Raw genomic sequence first — 14842 nt, forward strand, 5'->3', positions numbered from 1 at the left:
ACGCGCCGGTCATACGACGCGCCCTTCTCGGCCATTCCTTCGCACCCCTCTTAGGTCCGAGGTCTCCTGCCCCTCCACCCGCCAACTTCCTCAACTCGCCGCCACTTCCCCCAAGATGCTCCGATGTTTGTTGCGTCCGGGGTCTTCCGGTCCGGGTGCCGGGACTGCACCATGCGGGATGGCACAGGAGGCACGTACGTGACCAACTGACCCGAGGAGCGAGCGATGCACAGCCGCACAAGACCGTTCCGGCTGCTGGGACTGGCGGGGGTGCTGGGCGCCCTGCTGCTGGCCGCCGCCGGCCCCGTCGCCGCCGCGAAGCCCCCGCCCCGGCCCACCGCCGGTCCCGGCACCAACCACGCGACCGACGATCCCTTCACCTCGGCGCGCACCTCGTGGTGGCGTCAGAGCCGCTTCGGGATGTTCATCCACTTCGGCGCGTACTCGAATCTGGAGGGCGAATACACCCGGCCCGACGGCACGGTCTGCCGCAACGCGGAGTGGATCAAGCGCGAGTGCCGGATCCCGGACGAGGAGTACGAGCGGCAGGCCGCCACCTTCAACCCGTCCGCCTTCGACGCCGAAGCGATCGTGCGGGCGGCCAAGGACGCCGGTCAGCGCTATATCGTCATCACCTCCAAGCACCACGACGGCTACGCGATGTGGCCCACCCGGCAGAACACCTGGAATCTGCGCGACCACTCCTCCTTCGACCCGCACCGCGACATCCTCGCCGAGCTGAAGAAGGCCGCCGACGCCGCCGGGATCAAACTCGGTTTCTACTACTCGATCTGGGACTGGCACGACCCGGACTTCGCCGACCCCGCCACCTTCCCGCGCTACAAGAAGCGGATGTACGGCCAGCTCAAGGAGCTGATCGACAGCTACGACCCGGCACTGCTGTGGTTCGACGGCGAGTGGGACACGGACAACCCCACCAACAGCTGGTCGCGCCGGGACGGTGCCGACCTCCAAGCGTATCTGCACACCCTGAACCCCCGTCTGATCGTCAACAACCGCGTCGGCAAACGCGAGGTGGTCGACGGCGACTTCGGCACGCCGGAGCAGGAGATCCCCGCTGAGCCGGTCGACGGGCAGCTCTGGGAAAGCTGTATGACGCTCAACGACCACTGGGGCTTCGCCAAGTACGACACCCACTGGAAGTCGTCGGCGACCGTGGTCCGCAACCTGCTGGACGTGGCGAGCCGCGGCGGCAACTATCTGCTCAACGTAGGCCCGGACAGGCTCGGGCGCATCCCGCAGCCGTCCGCCGACCGGCTGCGGGAGACCGGCCGGTGGCTGGCGGCGCACGGTCAGGGCGACGCGGTGTACGGGGCCGGGCACACCGGTCTGGTGGCGGACCCGCCCTGGGGCGCGGTCTCCCGCCGGGGCAACGAGCTGTATGCCGCCGTCACCTCCTGGCCGGCCGCCGGCGCCGCCCTCCACCTCACGGCGAGGGCACCGTTCGACATCACCGCGGCCCGGGTGCTGGGCAGTTCCCAGCAGGTGAAGGCCGTCCGGTCCGGGGACGGCTTCGACCTCACTCCGTCCGGCACGGCCACCGATCCGCGCGCAAGCGTCATCCGGCTCACCATCCGGCCGCCCGCCGCGGCGCCCGCCGGCACCGGCACCGGACTGACGGCGCAGAGCTGGGCCAATGACTCCTTCACCGGCCCGCCCGCGGTGACCACCGTCGATCCCACGGTGAACAAGTCCTACCGCTTCGACGGCTCACCGGACCCGAAGATCCCCGCCGACCGCTTCAGCACCCGCTGGACCGGCAGCATCCAGCCGCGCCACAACGAGACGTACACCTTCACCACCGTCTCGGACGACACCGTGCGGCTGTGGATCGACGGCACGTTGGTGATCGACAGCACCACCCCGCACGGTCCGAAGGCCGACCGGGGAACGGTCACCCTGAAGGCCGGTCACCGGCACCGTATCCGGATCGACTACACGGAGCAGACCGGCGAGGCCCATATGAAGCTGCTGTGGTCCAGCCCGAGCCAGAGCCGGCAGATCGTGCCGCAACGTCAGCTCTACGCCGACTGATCGCGGCCGTTCAGGACGACCGCGGCGGTGTCACCGCGCCCGCCGGCCGGCGCCGGCCGGCGTGCGTGCGTGCGGGCTGCCGGCGGGCTGCGGACGGGAAATCACCCGCCCCCGGTTGGGCCGTACGGTTCAGCGCAGGCCTCCACCTGACCGGCCGTGCGTCGGGGCGCCGTTGTCCGTGCCCGCTCCTATCCTCGGGGAGCATGAACCACGACGAGATCCTGCGAACCCATGGCGAGGCTCTCGCCCTCTTCGGGACCCGGGTGCATGCCGTCCGCGACGACCAGTGGGGCGCCCCGACACCGTGCACGGAGTGGTCGGTGCGTGATCTGGTGAACCACCTGACCGCGGAGCAGCTGTGGGTGCCCCGCCTGGTGCGGGACGGCGCCGCGATCACGGATGTCGGATCGGCCTACGACGGCGAGGTGCTCGGCGACGACCCGGCCCGCGTCTGGGACCGCGCGGCGGTGGCCGCCGTGGCGGCGTTCTCGGAGCGCGGGGCGCTGGACCGCCCGGTGCAGCTGTCCTACGGCTCGCAGCGTGCCGAGGCGTACTGCACGCAGATGATGGCCGACGCGGTGGTGCACACCTGGGATCTGTCCCGGGCGATCGGCGCCGAGGAGCGGCTGCCCGGTCATCTGGCGACGGCGGCGCTGCGCGAGGTGGAGCCGTATGCGCCGGGGCTCGCCGCCTCCGGGCTGTTCGCTCCCGCGACGGAGCCGCCGGCGGACGCCGACGATCTCACCCGGCTGCTGTGTCTGCTCGGGCGTCGGCCCTGACCCTGGAGGAGGCCCACGGGTCAGGGCCGATACACACCTGCGATCAGCCGATCAGTCGATGCCGCGGAAGATATTCGGCTCGGCGGGATCGTCGTCGCAGCCGGCCAGGCGCACCGGGGCACAGCGGTCCCAGACTTCTAGGTTGCGGACTTCCTTGATCCGACCCGGCCGCTCGCCCTGCTTCAAACGGGGCTGCTTGTGTTGAGCTTTATGCAATGCCACCACGCACTCCTTCATCGAGGTATTGGTTCCGACGCGGTGGCGCCTTGTTCACAAACCGGGAGGTCAGCCAAGGTTTGTGGCGTTCCCGCGACGGGCCAATGGTGTTGGCGTCTCCCAGAAAGGTCGTCCGTCGCCCCTCAGAGTAACGACGCCGCACGCGGCGCGCTCGACGTTTTCCCTTGAGAAAGTCAAGTCCTCGAAAAGCGCGAATAACGCCCCCCGGGAATGACGGGGTACCGGCCGGAAAATGTGATATACGTCACTCACCCCAATGGCCCTGCGGTTGCTGCGTTCGCGCCGGTCCCTACGCTGGAGAGTGAGCGAGGGATCCGGCCTCCAAGGCCGCGCGCCATGCCGCAGAGCGCGCGGCCACGGTGCTACCCATGGGCGGGTGGCATGGTTCTCGGATTCCGGTTACTGGCTGGGGCGGCTGGTTTTCCAGCGCCTGCTGGCCGTTCTCTATGTGGTCGCGTTCCTCGCGGCGGTGCGGCAGTTCCGGGCGCTGATCGGCGCGCGCGGGATGCTGCCGGTGCCCGCCTACGTGGCGATGGTGCCGTTCCGCGCGGCGCCCTCGGTCTTCCACTGGCACTACTCGGACCGCTTCTTCGCGCTGTGGTCGTGGGGCGGGGTCCTGCTCGCCGCGGCCGTGGCGGCGGGGGCCGCGGACGCCGTGCCGCTGTGGGCGTCGATGGTGATGTGGGCCGTGTTGTGGGTGATGTATCTGTCCATCGTGAATGTCGGGCAGACCTGGTACGGCTTCGGCTGGGAGTCACTGCTGCTGGAGGCGGGCTCGCTGGCGGTGTTCCTGGGGAACGCCGAGACCGCTCCCCCGGTGACGGTCATGTGGCTGCTGCGATGGCTGCTGTTCCGGGTGGAGTTCGGGGCCGGGCTGATCAAGTGGCGCGGCGACCGCTGCTGGCGGGATCTGACCTGCCTCTACTACCACCACGAGACCCAGCCGATGCCGGGCCCGCTGAGCTGGTTCTTCCACCATCTGCCCAGGCCCCTCCACCGGGTCGAGGTGGCCGCCAACCATGTCGCCCAACTGGCCGTTCCGGTGCTGCTGTTCACCCCGCAGCCGATCGCCGGATGGGCGGCGGTCGCGATGGTGGTCACCCAGCTGTGGCTGGTGGTCTCCGGCAACTTCGCCTGGCTGAACTGGGTGACCATCGCACTCGCCCTGTCGGCCGCCGCCCCGCTGTGGGCGCAGCCCTCCGCACCGCTCCCGGCGCCACCCGTCTGGTTCGAGGTCCTGGTCCTCCTCGCCACCGCCGGGGTCCTCGCGCTCAGCTACCGGCCGGCCCGCAATCTGCTGGCCCGGCAGCAGCTGATGAACACGTCCTACGAGTCGCTGCATCTGGTCAACTCGTACGGCGCGTTCGGCAGTATCACGCGGGTGCGCCGGGAGATCGTCGTGGAGGGCACGGCGGACGCGGTGACCGGGCCGGACACGACCTGGCTCGCCTACGAGTTCCACGGCAAGCCGGGCGCGGTGCGCCGGCTGCCGCGTCAGTTCGCGCCGTACCACCTGCGGCTGGACTGGCTGATGTGGTTCGCCGCGCTGTCACCGGCCTACGCACGGGCATGGTTCGTACCGTTCGTGACGCGGCTGCTGGAGAACGACCGGGACACGCTGCGGCTGCTGCGCGGCAATCCGTTCCCCGATCTGCCGCCGGCCCGGATCAGGGCCCGGGTCTTCCGCTACCGCTTCACGACCTGGCGGGAACTGCGGGATACCGGGGCGTGGTGGCATCGCACCGAGGAGCGGGAGTTTCTGCCGCCGGTTGCGCGGTCAGCTCTGCGCGGAAGGCGATGACCATATCGCGTGCGTGGCGCAGGCCGATGCGCACGAAGTCCTTTTCCAGGGAGGCCAGTTCGGCCAGTGTCTCGTCCCGGTCGCGGCCGAGGCGGGCGCGGGACTTGACGAGCCCGAGCCGGGAGAGAGCCATCCCGCGGGGCTCCTGCATCTCGCGGAACTCCTGCAGCGAGAGGGTGTAGGTCTCCCGCGCTGACTCGTAACGGCCCGCCCGGTAGAGGACGTTGGCGCGCATCTTGTGGTTGTAGGCGAGCGCGCTCGCCAGGTCCATGGCGCGGCAGATGGCCTCCGCCTCGGACAGCAGATCCAGCGCCCGGTCCGTCTCGCCCTGTACGGACAGGACATCGGCGACGCCGCGCAGCGACCAGGCGCGCCCACGGAAGTCATCGGCCTCGGCGGCGATCCGGGCGGACTCCTCGAACAGCTCCAGGGCCTTGTCGTAGCCGCCGGTGTTGCGGTGCATCTGGGCTATGCCGGACATCGCCCAGACCATGTGCCGGGCCTCGCCGTGCGCCCGGCCCTGTTCGAGCAGCTGCTCGTGGAGCTCGGCGACCGCGGCGTAGTCGCCCTGTATGCGGCCGGTCTCGGCGAGGCCGGCGAGCGAGTAGCCGTGGGCGAGGCGGTCACCGCTGCCGTCGGCCAGCGCGACGGCATGGGTCAGCAGCCGGCGGGCGAGCGGCAGGGTCCCGCACTGGCGGGCCAGGGTGCCGCCGCTCCACAGGGCCCAGGCCATGGCGCCCGGGTCACCGGCGGTACGGGCGCTGCGGTAGCTCTCCCGCCAGGCGTCGCCCGCCTCCGCCACCCGGCCGAGCCGGCGGTTGGCCTCGGCGACCGCGAGCGCGGCCCGTGACCGCTCCAGTGGTGTGCCCGCGTCGGCGTGCGCCCGGCTCGCCGTCGCCAGCACTTCCTCGTAGGAGGAGTTCACACCCAGGGCCGAGCCCAACTCGCCCTGGTATTCCGGGGCGAATGCCTTGCCGTACATAGATCCGTGGCCCTCTCGATTCATCTCCGTGCCTTGATCAACAACCTACGAGCGGTGGAGGGTCCGGCGAATCCGTCCGCATGTGGGTTGTGCCGTACGACTCGAGTGCTACGGAGGAGGCTCATGGTCATCATGGGGATGTAGGGGCACGTCAGGGTCACCCCTCCGATGGGAGACCGCGCGAGTGCGTGCACCCCGCGCCCCGCGGGATGCTCTGCTTGCAGGAGCCGGGCGGTACGGGACACCCTGCTGACAACACCCGTCACGGACCACCGACCGCGAGCACCGAGGTGTGGCATGGGAGCAGAAGGCACGGGAACGCAGACCGGGAGCGGTACGGGCCGCCGGCGGTTCCTCGGCACCGTCGCGGGGCTGGGACTGGCCGCGGCGGCCGGGACAGGGCTGCGGTCGCTGGAGGACCCCCCGCCCGCGGAGGCCACCCGCCGCCCGGCGCCCCGCCCGCCCCGCGTCCGTCCGCTCTTCCTGGGGACCTACACCTCGGTCGAGGGCGGCGGCACCGGCGTCGGATACGGAACGTACGACACCATGACCGGGCAGATCACCGCCGGCGGGGTGGTGACCGGGGTCGCCGATCCCTCGTACCTCGCGCTGGCGCCGTCCGGCCGCACCCTCTACGCGGTCAATGAGGGGGAGCAGGGCGGGGTGACCGCCATGGCGCTGCGGCCGGACGGCCCGCCCGGCGTCCTGGGCACCCGGTCCACCGGCGGCGCGGGCCCCTGCCATCTGTCCGTGCATCCAAGTGGCCGCTGGCTGCTCAGTGCCAACTACCTCTCCGGCAGCGTCGCCGTGCATCCGGTCGACCGGGCCACCGGCGCCCTGGGCGAGCGCACGGATCTGGTCACCCACTCCAGCCCGCCGCCCGGCCCCGGGCAGGACGGGCCGCATGCCCACCAGATCATCACCGCTCCGGACGGCCGCCATGTGCTGGCGGTGGACCTCGGCAATGACACCGTCTACACCTACCGGCTGGACTCCTCGGCCGGGAAACTCACCCAGCTGTCGTACGCGGCGCTGCGGCCCGGGGCCGGCCCCCGGCATCTGACCTTCCACCCCTCCGGCGACTTCGCGTATCTGGCGAACGAGGTCGACAACACGGTCGTGGTCTGCCGCTACGACCGCCGAAGCGGACGGCTCACGCCCGGTACGCCCCAGTCCACGGGTACCGGCCCGGGCACCAGCTATCCGGCACAGCTCCTGGTCACCAGGGACGGCCGCTTCGCCTATCTCGCCAATCGCGGTCACAACAGCCTGACCCGCTATGCCGTGGAGGCCGCCGGGGCCCGGCTGCGACTGCTGGACACCGTGCCCGTGGGCGGGGACTTTCCCCGGCAGATCGCCTTCTCACCGGATCAGCGATGGCTGTTCGCCGCGAACCAGAAGTCCGGGTCGGTGACGGTGTTCTCGGTGACCCCCCGGACCGGGACCCTGGACCGCACAGACGCGCCGTTCACGGCTCCGGTACCGGTGTGCGTCCTGCCACGGTGAGCGGGACGCAGGCGGCACTCCGGGCGCCGCGGAGCGGCCCCGTGTGCTGAAACACTGCGGCAACAGCGCCGCAGAATTGGCCCACTAGCGTCGGCCCCCATGAGCACGGGAACGGTACGGGACGACAGCACCACACGGGACGGGACGCCGGCCGCGCCGGGAGGCCTGCAGCAGGGGCTCAAGCGCCGCCATATGCAGTTGATCGCGCTGGGCGGGGTCATCGGGCCCGGGCTGTTCGTCGGCAGCGGGGTGGTCATCCGGTCCACCGGTCCGGCCGCTGTGCTGTCGTTCCTGGCGGCCGGCGTGCTCACCGTACTGATCATGCGGATGCTGGCCGAGATGACCGTCGCCCGCCCGGCGCTGGGATCGTTCTACGCCCATGTCCGCGAGACGCTGGGGCTGCGCGCGGGGTTCACGGTCGGCTGGCTGTACTGGTACTTCTTTGTGATCGTGGTCGCCGTCGAGGCGGTGGCCGGCGGCCGGATCGTCCAACTGTGGCTTCCGGACGTGCCGTTGTGGGCGGTCAGCCTGGTGCTGATGACACTGCTGACCGCGACCAATATGGTCTCGGCCCGCTCCTACGGCGCGGTCGCCCTGTTCGTCTATCTGGCGATCGCCGTCGCCCAGGTGCGGATGCGGCGGAAGCTGGAGCGTACGGAGCCGGAGCGGCTGACGCTGAAGATGTGGCTGTTCCCGTGGCTGAGCCGGCTGACCATTGCGCTGATGGCAGTGGTGATCGGGGCCATGGCGTGGTTGCCGGACAGCAGGTCGCAGTTCTGGCTGAGTCTGCTGACGGTGGCCGTGGTGCTGGCCGGTTACGAGCTGCGGCGGCGGAAGGGGCCGGCCGACATGGTCTGAGCTGCGGCGGCGGAAGGGGCCGGCCGACGCGGTCTGAGCCGCGCCGGCCGAACGGACACGTCCTAGCCGGCCTGCTGCTCGTAGCCCACGAGCCGGACGCAGACGGCGAGGCCCTCGATGGCCTGCTCCAGCTCTTCGAGGCCGGGGTAGCTGGGCGCGATCCGGATGGTGGCGTCGCGCGGGTCGTCACCGTACGGGTGGGTGGCGCCGGCCGGGGTCAGCACGATGCCCGCCTCGGCGGCCCGGCGTACGACCTCCTTGGCGCAGCCGTCCGGCACTTCGAGGGTGACGAAGTAGCCGCCCTTGGGGTCGGTCCAGCGGGCGAGTCCGGTGCCGCCGAGCTCGGCCTCCAGGATCCGGGCCACCGCCTCGAACTTCGGCCCGAGCAGGGCGCGCTGGCGCTCCATGTGGGTCCGCACCCCGTCGGCGTCCCGCAGGAACATCGCGTGCCGCAGCTGATTGACCTTGTCCGGGCCGATCGACCGCTTGGCGTTGTTGGCCAGCAGCCACTTCACATTCGCGGGCGACGAGCCGAAGAAGGCGACGCCCGCGCCCGCCGCGGTGATCTTCGAGGTGGAGCCGAAGACGAACGCGCGGTCCGGGTTCCCGGCGTCCGCGCAGGCGGCGAGCAGATCGGCGATCTCGACGGGCTCGTCGGTGAGGTGGTGGGCGGCGTACGCGTTGTCCCAGAAGATCCGGAAATCGGGCGCGGCGGTGTTCATCGCGGCCAGTCGCGCCACGGTCGCGTCGCTGTAGCAGACCCCGTCCGGGTTGCTGTACTTCGGGACGCACCAGATGCCCTTGACGGCCGGGTCCTCGGCGACCAGCCGCTCCACGACCGCCATGTCCGGCCCCTCGGCCGTCATCGGCACCGGGATCATCTCGATCCCGAACCGCTCACAGAGCGCGAAGTGCCGGTCGTAGCCCGGTATCGGGCACAGGAACGCGATCCGCTCCTGCTCCACCCACCGCGACTCGGCCCCCGGCAGCACACTCAGCAGGGCGTGCACCAGGCTGTCGTGCATCAGCTCAAGGCTGGAGTTGCCCGCCGCGAGGAGCTGCCCGACCGGCACCTGGAGCACCCCGGCGAATATCTCCCGGAGCTCCAGCAGCCCCTCAAGACCACCGTAGTTACGCACGTCCGTACCGTCGGCGGCGGTGTGCCGCCCGGCCGGCAGGCTCAGCAGCTCCTCGGAGAGGTCGAGCTGCTCGGGCGCCGGCTTGCCCCGGGTGAGATTCAGCGAGAGTCCGCGCCCCGCGAGATCCTGATAGTCCTTGCGGGCCCGCTCGAGGAGCCCGTTCAGGGCGTCGGCGCTCAGCTCGGTGGTCATGGTGTTTCCTCTCAGGCCGGTGGCGCCGCGGGGTCGGCGCCCGGGGCTTCGGTACTGCCTGCCGAGGATACAAACCGACGTCCGGCCGCCCCGGGCAGGCCCGGGTGGATCTTGCTCGGGCCCAGCACACCCCGACCCGACGCCTCCCTGTCGTATTGGTTCATGGCTTTACGCCCGCTACCCGATCCAATGAGCGCTTTGCGAGGTAAGCCCCGGAAGCCGCGAGCCATCCGGCCAAGATCCACCGGACACGGCCCCGCCCGGACGACCAGGAACCCCGCACGGGCACCGCACCGTCGTACAGAGCATGATCGACACTCCTGCCGCTCGGACACAGCGGCTCACCGAGGCGTGGGGGCGCGTCACGGCCACGTCGGACCGCGCCGAAGCGGATCCGCTCGTCCAGGACTGCGCCCGACGCCTGCTCGCCGACCCCGGCGGCGGGACGGCGTATCTGTGGACCTTCGGGCTGGTGCAGATGGCCGGATACCTCGTCCGGCAGCCGGGGCGGGAAGCCGCCCGGAGCGCTCTGGACGCGCTGCGCGCCGTCGACCGGGCGCTGGGGGACCTGCCCTGCGCCCATCCCTCCCACCCCTACGAGGGCACCCTGAAGGGGCTCCTGGCGGACGAGGTGTGGCTGGCCGGGCCCGACCTGGCGAGCCTGGTCAGCCCCGCATCCGAGGGCGGCGCCTGGCGGTGCCCGGCCAACGTGGCCGGCTTCGCGCGGCTCACCGCCGACGTCCTCGCCCCGTTCACGGTGCGCGGCATACCCGGACTGATCCCCGACGCCCACACGAGCAGCCTGAGCAACCTGTCCTCGGTCCTCAACGGCTACCCCTACGGCGACCCCGGCGAGGAGCTGTCCTTCCAGGCCGGCGGCCTCCCCCGCCATCCGACGCAGGGGGTGCTCGCCGGCTATGTCGTCACCCTGCACGCGAGCCAGTGGTACGCGACGTCCGGCCTGATCACCGAGAAGCGCGTGCTGGACGACATGATCGCGGGCCTGGAGGCGGCGCTGCCGCTACTGGGCGACGCTCCCTGTGCACGTACCGTCGCCGAACACCCCGACCTGGACAGCGACCCGAGCGGCAACGCCATGACCGGCTACCTCCTGCGCAGCCCCGGCGGACGGGCCGAGCTCAGGTCGTGGCACGCGGACGCGCCCCTGGAGCGGTGGCTGTGCCACGACTTCCTGCGCGGCCTCGCCCACGAGGCGCTGGGCAATCTGCGCTACGCGCGGGACTCGCTCTTCGGCATCCGGGACGACCGCCTTCTGGACACCGAGTACCTCCGGCCCGACGGGCGGCTCGACATCGGCGCGCTCACACACTGCTTCGACGAGGCGGAGTACGACAAGTCGTGGCAGGCCGAGAACGCCGTGCGCTGGGCCGCCCGGCGCTACGCGGCTACGGGGGACGGCAGCCCACGGGAGCGTCTGGTGCTGCTGCTCCTCGTCCTGTGGTGCGCGGGGACCGCCGAACTGGCTCCTGACGTCGGCGAGGAGATCCGGGACCTGCTCGTCGGCGCCCGGACGGTCCCGTCCGACTCGGCGTGTGCGCACGGCGATGCCCATCCGCCCGAATACCCGGACTTCGAGGCGCACCTCAACCACCTCTACGCACCGGATGAGTTCGAGGCCCCCGAGGAAAGCCGCGGCGCCGAGGCGTGGGGCTGCCCCCGCTACCTGGCCGGGCTGGCCGAGGACGCGCTCGCGGCCCTGGCGTGATCACGGGACACGGCAAACGCGCGCCGAGGTCTGCCGCCGCACCGCCACCGTCGCCGTCCCGTCACAGCGATCCGCCTCCGGCTGTGGCTTCGCGGCTGCCCCGTCGGCCCCTTCCCTGCCCGGCCCGGTCGGTACGCCTCCTAGCCCGCCAGATACTGCCGCAGCAGATCCCGTAGTTCCGTCTCGAACTCTGCGTAGGTGCGGCGGAGTTGCTCGCCCGGCCAGTTCTCCGGCAGGAGTTCGGCGGGCAGCAGCGGGTCGGCGAGGAGATGGCGGAGTGCGGCCGCCGCGACCGTGAAGCGGTCGGCGTGGGTGCCGGCGCGGTCCAGTGCGGCCGACAGGGCGCGGGCCCGCCCGGCCCAGCCGGTCAGGTCCCACAGCCGGCCGGCGAGCGTGGCCGGGTCGCCGTCCGGGGTGCCGGTGAACCAGGTGCACTGGTCGGTGACGACGGCGGGGCGGGACCGGTCGAGGTTGGCGGGGCGCAGCCAGTTGCCCTCGCGGAGCTCGGCCAGCCGCAGCGTCGCCATGGCCTGGCGCAGCGCGGTGCGCTCGGCCGCCGGACGGCCTTCCGGGGTGGTGACGACGGCGATCTCCCAGTCCCCGCTCCAGGGGCGGGTCCGCGGTGAGCGGCTCTCGTCCTGCCGGGTCTGGCGCGCCAGCAGCCGGGTGGTGAGGGCGTACGCGCCCTCGGCCTGCCGCAGGTCGCCGGCGGCCACCATCCGGGAGAGCGCGACCCGGACGGTGCCCTCGGCGATGCCGAAGAGCTCACCGACCCGCACCAGGGCGCGTGCGGGCAGCCGCGGCGGGTGGTGCCCGAGGAGAGTGCTCAGCACGATGGAACGGGCGGTGAGCGGCCGGAGCGCGAGCGCGGCGGCCTCGGTGTCGTCGATCGTGCGGGTCCGGTCGTCGTTCATATGTGCAAGGAAGTCTAGCGAGGGCGGGCTTGGCGGCATGGGAGCGCCGAGATCAGCGCGGTGAACACCCACTCCCAGGTGCCGCCGACGGCCCACATCCGCAACCGGTTGTAGACACCTCTCCAGTTGCCGTACCTGTCCGGCAGGTGCACCCCCTGCGTCCCGGTGCGGAATCTGAAGACGATCGCGTCGATCTCCTCACGGTGCTCCCTCCACCGGCCACCTCGCTTCGGCGTCCGGTCCGGGAACGACGCCTCGATTCGCACCCACTGCGCGTCAGTCAGCGGCACATCCGGACCAACGATCCGATGATCTAAACGAAACCGCCAGGGACTACGGGACAGCCCTTAGGCTGCAACGATGCAGTCTGCAGACCAGGCGAACGACTACGACAGCTTCGCCGCAACGTACTCGGCAGAGAACGAGAACAGCCTCGTAAACGCATACTACGAGCGGCCCGCGATGTTGGCACTCGCCGGAGAAGTGACTGGCCGTCGGATCCTGGACGCCGGCTGCGGTTCAGGCCCCCTGACCGCTGCCCTGCGCGACCGTGGTGCAGTTGTCACCGGCATCGACGCCAGCGCCGGAATGCTGGCGCTGGCCAGGAGGCGGCTCGGTGACGATGCCTGCCTGCACGTGGTCGACCTGAGCGACCCCCTGCCGTTCGACGACGATGGGTTCGACGACGTGGTTGCGTCGCTCGTCCTGCACTACCTGGAGGACTGGGGGCCGACGCTGGCCGAGTTGCGGCGGGTACTCCGGCCCGGCGGCCGGCTGATCGCGTCGGTGAGCCACCCTTTCACGGCCTACGCGCACCGGGACCCTCGGCCCGACTACCACGCGACCACCAGCTATACCTTCGACTGGACGCTCAACGGGCATTCCGTCCCGATGGAGTTGTGGCGCAGGCCGTTGCACGCGATGACCGATGCCTTCACCACAGCCGGCTTCCGTCTTTGCGTCATCAGCGAGCCGCAGCCCGATCCGGCCGCCCGCGAACTGTTCCCGGACGGCTTCCAGGACCTTTCGACCAACCCCAACTTCCTGTTCTTCGCCGTCGAGGTACCGCCGTCGGCCACCGGCTCAGGCAGCTGAGCGCGTCCAGAAGTTCTGTCGGTAACTGGGCGGGAACCAGGGGCTGGTCCAGGGGGCTGCGGTGGCCAGGAGCCGGCCGGGTGAGACACACAAGGCTTCTGGACAGGCCCGACCGCCTCAGCCGGTTCCTCAGCTCGGCGACAGGCCGGCCGCGGTGCGGCCTTGACGCTGACGCAGCGGCAACTTGGACGATGACGCCGTACGGCAGACACAGTCATTCCACCGGAGGCATTCGTCATGTTGCGCGGCAAGGGCATCCATTACGACACCGGCACCTTTCCCAACGGCGACACTTCGCGCCCCGTCTTCGACGTTCGGGACGTCGAACGGGACATGCGTGTCGTCGCCGAGGACCTGCACTGCACCGCTGTCCGTATCACCGGGGGCGATCCGGACCGTATCGAGACTACGGCGCGGTACGCGGCGGAGGCGGGCCTGGAGGTCTGGTTCTCGCCGTTTCCCTGCGAGCTGTCGAACGCCGAGATGCTGCCGCTGTTCACCGACTGCGCCGAGCGGGCGGAGCGACTGCGGCGCGGCGGCGCCGAGGTCGTCCTCGTCACCGGCTGCGAACTCAGCGTGTTCGCCCGCGGATACCTGCCCGGGGACACACTGAACGAGCGCATTCCGGTCCTGGCGGGCCCCGGCCGCGAAGCCGCGCTCCAGGGCATCCCCGACAAGGTCAACGCCTTCCTGGGGGAGGTCGTCGACGCCGTGCGGCCCCTCTTCGGCGGCCGCGTGAGCTACGCCTCCTGCCCTCTGGACGGCGTGGACTGGGCCCCGTTCGACATCGTCGGCCTGGACGCCTTCCGTAGCCTGCGCAATGCGGCCACCTACCGCACCGACCTGCGCAAGGAATGCGGCCACGGCAAGCCCGTCGCCATCATGGAGGCCGGCTGCTGCACCTACCGGGGAGCGGGAGAGCACGGCGGCGCCGGCTGGTACATGGCGAGGGAGGCCGACGGCGTCACCCTCAAACCCGGCCTGGTGCGCGACGAGGGCGAGCAGGTCCGCTACCTCGACGATCTCATGACCGTCTTCGAGGGGGAGGGCATCGATTCCGTCTTCTGGTTCAGCTTCGCCGGTTTCAGCACACCCCACCGGACATCCGGACCGGACGAGGACCTCGCCTCCTACGGCATCGTCAAAGTCCTGGACGAGCACAGCGGCTATCCCGCCGACAAGCGCGCCTACCCGGACATGCCCTGGGAACCGAAGCAAGCGTTCCACGCACTCGCCAACCGCTACAGGGCCCACTGACCGTCAGCTCACCGTGCTGGGCGCGCTGGAGGTGACCACCGGTGTCTTCCGCTACCGGCTCGGCCGCCGGTGCGCGGCCGACTTCCTGGCCCTGCTGCGGCAGCTGGTGGCGGCCTTCCCCACCGCCCCGGCAGTGGTGGTGCTGGGCGACAACGACTCCATCCACCACGCCCGCGTGGTGCGCGGGTTCGTCGTCGCCCAGCCCGGGCTGCACCTGTGGTATGGCGCCCGCGACGGCCCGCACGACAACCGGTCGCGGATCACGATCGAAGCCAGAGTCCTGCCCCGGTAGTGTGGCTTC

Annotated in this window: 13 protein-coding genes and 1 pseudogene; 9 read left to right on the top strand and 5 right to left on the bottom strand. The window is 70.9% G+C overall.

Features of this window, described 5'->3' with window-relative positions; genetic code table 11:
• The first annotated feature begins 225 nt into the window (after nucleotides 1-225).
• Nucleotides 226-2055, top strand: coding sequence for an alpha-L-fucosidase (locus tag SLV14N_RS05725; protein ID WP_263268400.1), 1830 nt, complete (start codon nucleotides 226-228; stop codon nucleotides 2053-2055).
• A 203-nt stretch (nucleotides 2056-2258) separates the two neighbouring features.
• Nucleotides 2259-2834, top strand: coding sequence for a TIGR03086 family metal-binding protein (locus SLV14N_RS05730; protein WP_208680048.1), 576 nt, complete (start codon nucleotides 2259-2261; stop codon nucleotides 2832-2834).
• A gap of 51 nt (nucleotides 2835-2885) precedes the next feature.
• On the opposite strand, the gene SLV14N_RS05735 is transcribed toward SLV14N_RS05730, so the two are convergent.
• A complete protein-coding gene (locus tag SLV14N_RS05735) occupies nucleotides 2886-3056 on the bottom strand; it encodes a hypothetical protein (RefSeq protein WP_158686011.1) in 171 nt (56 codons plus the stop codon).
• A gap of 391 nt (nucleotides 3057-3447) precedes the next feature.
• On the opposite strand from SLV14N_RS05735, the gene SLV14N_RS05740 reads away from it, so the two are divergent.
• On the top strand, nucleotides 3448-4872 hold the full coding sequence (locus tag SLV14N_RS05740) for a lipase maturation factor family protein (protein ID WP_208680049.1): 1425 nt from the start codon (nucleotides 3448-3450) through the stop codon (nucleotides 4870-4872).
• Here the strand turns inward: SLV14N_RS05740 and SLV14N_RS05745 are convergent.
• A complete protein-coding gene (locus tag SLV14N_RS05745) occupies nucleotides 4766-5854 on the bottom strand; it encodes a tetratricopeptide repeat protein (protein WP_208680050.1) in 1089 nt (362 codons plus the stop codon). The genes SLV14N_RS05740 and SLV14N_RS05745 overlap by 107 nt on opposite strands.
• Nucleotides 5855-6151: 297 nt before the next feature.
• On the opposite strand from SLV14N_RS05745, the gene SLV14N_RS05750 reads away from it, so the two are divergent.
• Complete coding sequence (locus SLV14N_RS05750) at nucleotides 6152-7360, top strand: lactonase family protein (protein WP_263268401.1); 1209 nt, start codon at nucleotides 6152-6154, stop codon at nucleotides 7358-7360.
• 99 nt (nucleotides 7361-7459) lie between these two features.
• Nucleotides 7460-8218 carry an amino acid permease gene (locus tag SLV14N_RS05755; protein WP_208680052.1) on the top strand — a complete coding sequence of 253 codons (759 nt, stop codon included), beginning with the start codon at nucleotides 7460-7462 and terminating at the stop codon, nucleotides 8216-8218.
• Between the two features lie 62 nt (nucleotides 8219-8280).
• Here SLV14N_RS05755 and SLV14N_RS05760 read toward each other — a convergent pair whose 3' ends face one another.
• Nucleotides 8281-9549 carry an aminotransferase class I/II-fold pyridoxal phosphate-dependent enzyme gene (locus tag SLV14N_RS05760; RefSeq protein WP_018088453.1) on the bottom strand — a complete coding sequence of 423 codons (1269 nt, stop codon included), beginning with the start codon at nucleotides 9547-9549 and terminating at the stop codon, nucleotides 8281-8283.
• 307 nt (nucleotides 9550-9856) lie between these two features.
• Between SLV14N_RS05760 and SLV14N_RS05765 the strand changes: the two genes are divergently transcribed.
• Complete coding sequence (locus SLV14N_RS05765) at nucleotides 9857-11275, top strand: hypothetical protein (RefSeq protein ID WP_263268402.1); 1419 nt, start codon at nucleotides 9857-9859, stop codon at nucleotides 11273-11275.
• A 140-nt stretch (nucleotides 11276-11415) separates the two neighbouring features.
• Here SLV14N_RS05765 and SLV14N_RS05770 read toward each other — a convergent pair whose 3' ends face one another.
• Both SLV14N_RS05770 and SLV14N_RS05775 read right to left on the bottom strand, forming a co-directional pair.
• Nucleotides 11416-12189 carry a PaaX family transcriptional regulator C-terminal domain-containing protein gene (locus SLV14N_RS05770; protein ID WP_208680055.1) on the bottom strand — a complete coding sequence of 258 codons (774 nt, stop codon included), beginning with the start codon at nucleotides 12187-12189 and terminating at the stop codon, nucleotides 11416-11418.
• A 14-nt stretch (nucleotides 12190-12203) separates the two neighbouring features.
• Nucleotides 12204-12479 carry a transposase gene (locus tag SLV14N_RS05775; protein ID WP_263268403.1) on the bottom strand — a complete coding sequence of 92 codons (276 nt, stop codon included), beginning with the start codon at nucleotides 12477-12479 and terminating at the stop codon, nucleotides 12204-12206.
• A 70-nt stretch (nucleotides 12480-12549) separates the two neighbouring features.
• On the opposite strand from SLV14N_RS05775, the gene SLV14N_RS05780 reads away from it, so the two are divergent.
• The 3 genes and pseudogenes from SLV14N_RS05780 to SLV14N_RS05790 form a co-directional block, all read left to right on the top strand.
• Nucleotides 12550-13284: a class I SAM-dependent methyltransferase gene (locus SLV14N_RS05780; RefSeq protein ID WP_263268404.1), complete on the top strand. Its 735-nt coding sequence runs from the start codon at nucleotides 12550-12552 to the stop codon at nucleotides 13282-13284.
• 237 nt (nucleotides 13285-13521) lie between these two features.
• Nucleotides 13522-14541: a hypothetical protein gene (locus tag SLV14N_RS05785; RefSeq protein WP_263268405.1), complete on the top strand. Its 1020-nt coding sequence runs from the start codon at nucleotides 13522-13524 to the stop codon at nucleotides 14539-14541.
• A pseudogene (locus SLV14N_RS05790) lies at nucleotides 14540-14791 on the top strand (IS630 family transposase); the annotation flags it as partial. The gene SLV14N_RS05785 and the pseudogene SLV14N_RS05790, both read left to right, overlap by 2 nt.
• Nucleotides 14792-14842: the final 51 nt, after the last annotated feature.

The organism is Streptomyces sp. Je 1-4 4N24 (assembly GCF_026239515.1).
GTDB lineage: Bacteria > Actinomycetota > Actinomycetes > Streptomycetales > Streptomycetaceae > Streptomyces > Streptomyces nigrescens.

Excerpts from the sequence above, each read along its gene's own strand:
- SLV14N_RS05725 (WP_263268400.1), top strand. The coding sequence starts at position 226 with ATGCACAGCCGCACAAGACCGTTCCGGCTGCTGGGACTGGCGGGGGTG.
- SLV14N_RS05730 (WP_208680048.1), top strand. The coding sequence starts at position 2,259 with ATGAACCACGACGAGATCCTGCGAACCCATGGCGAGGCTCTCGCCCTC.
- SLV14N_RS05745 (WP_208680050.1), bottom strand. The coding sequence starts at position 5,854 with ATGTACGGCAAGGCATTCGCCCCGGAATACCAGGGCGAGTTGGGCTCG.
- SLV14N_RS05750 (WP_263268401.1), top strand. The coding sequence starts at position 6,152 with ATGGGAGCAGAAGGCACGGGAACGCAGACCGGGAGCGGTACGGGCCGC.
- SLV14N_RS05755 (WP_208680052.1), top strand. The coding sequence starts at position 7,460 with ATGAGCACGGGAACGGTACGGGACGACAGCACCACACGGGACGGGACG.
- SLV14N_RS05760 (WP_018088453.1), bottom strand. The coding sequence starts at position 9,549 with ATGACCACCGAGCTGAGCGCCGACGCCCTGAACGGGCTCCTCGAGCGG.
- SLV14N_RS05765 (WP_263268402.1), top strand. The coding sequence starts at position 9,857 with ATGATCGACACTCCTGCCGCTCGGACACAGCGGCTCACCGAGGCGTGG.
- SLV14N_RS05770 (WP_208680055.1), bottom strand. The coding sequence starts at position 12,189 with ATGAACGACGACCGGACCCGCACGATCGACGACACCGAGGCCGCCGCG.
- SLV14N_RS05780 (WP_263268404.1), top strand. The coding sequence starts at position 12,550 with ATGCAGTCTGCAGACCAGGCGAACGACTACGACAGCTTCGCCGCAACG.
- SLV14N_RS05785 (WP_263268405.1), top strand. The coding sequence starts at position 13,522 with ATGTTGCGCGGCAAGGGCATCCATTACGACACCGGCACCTTTCCCAAC.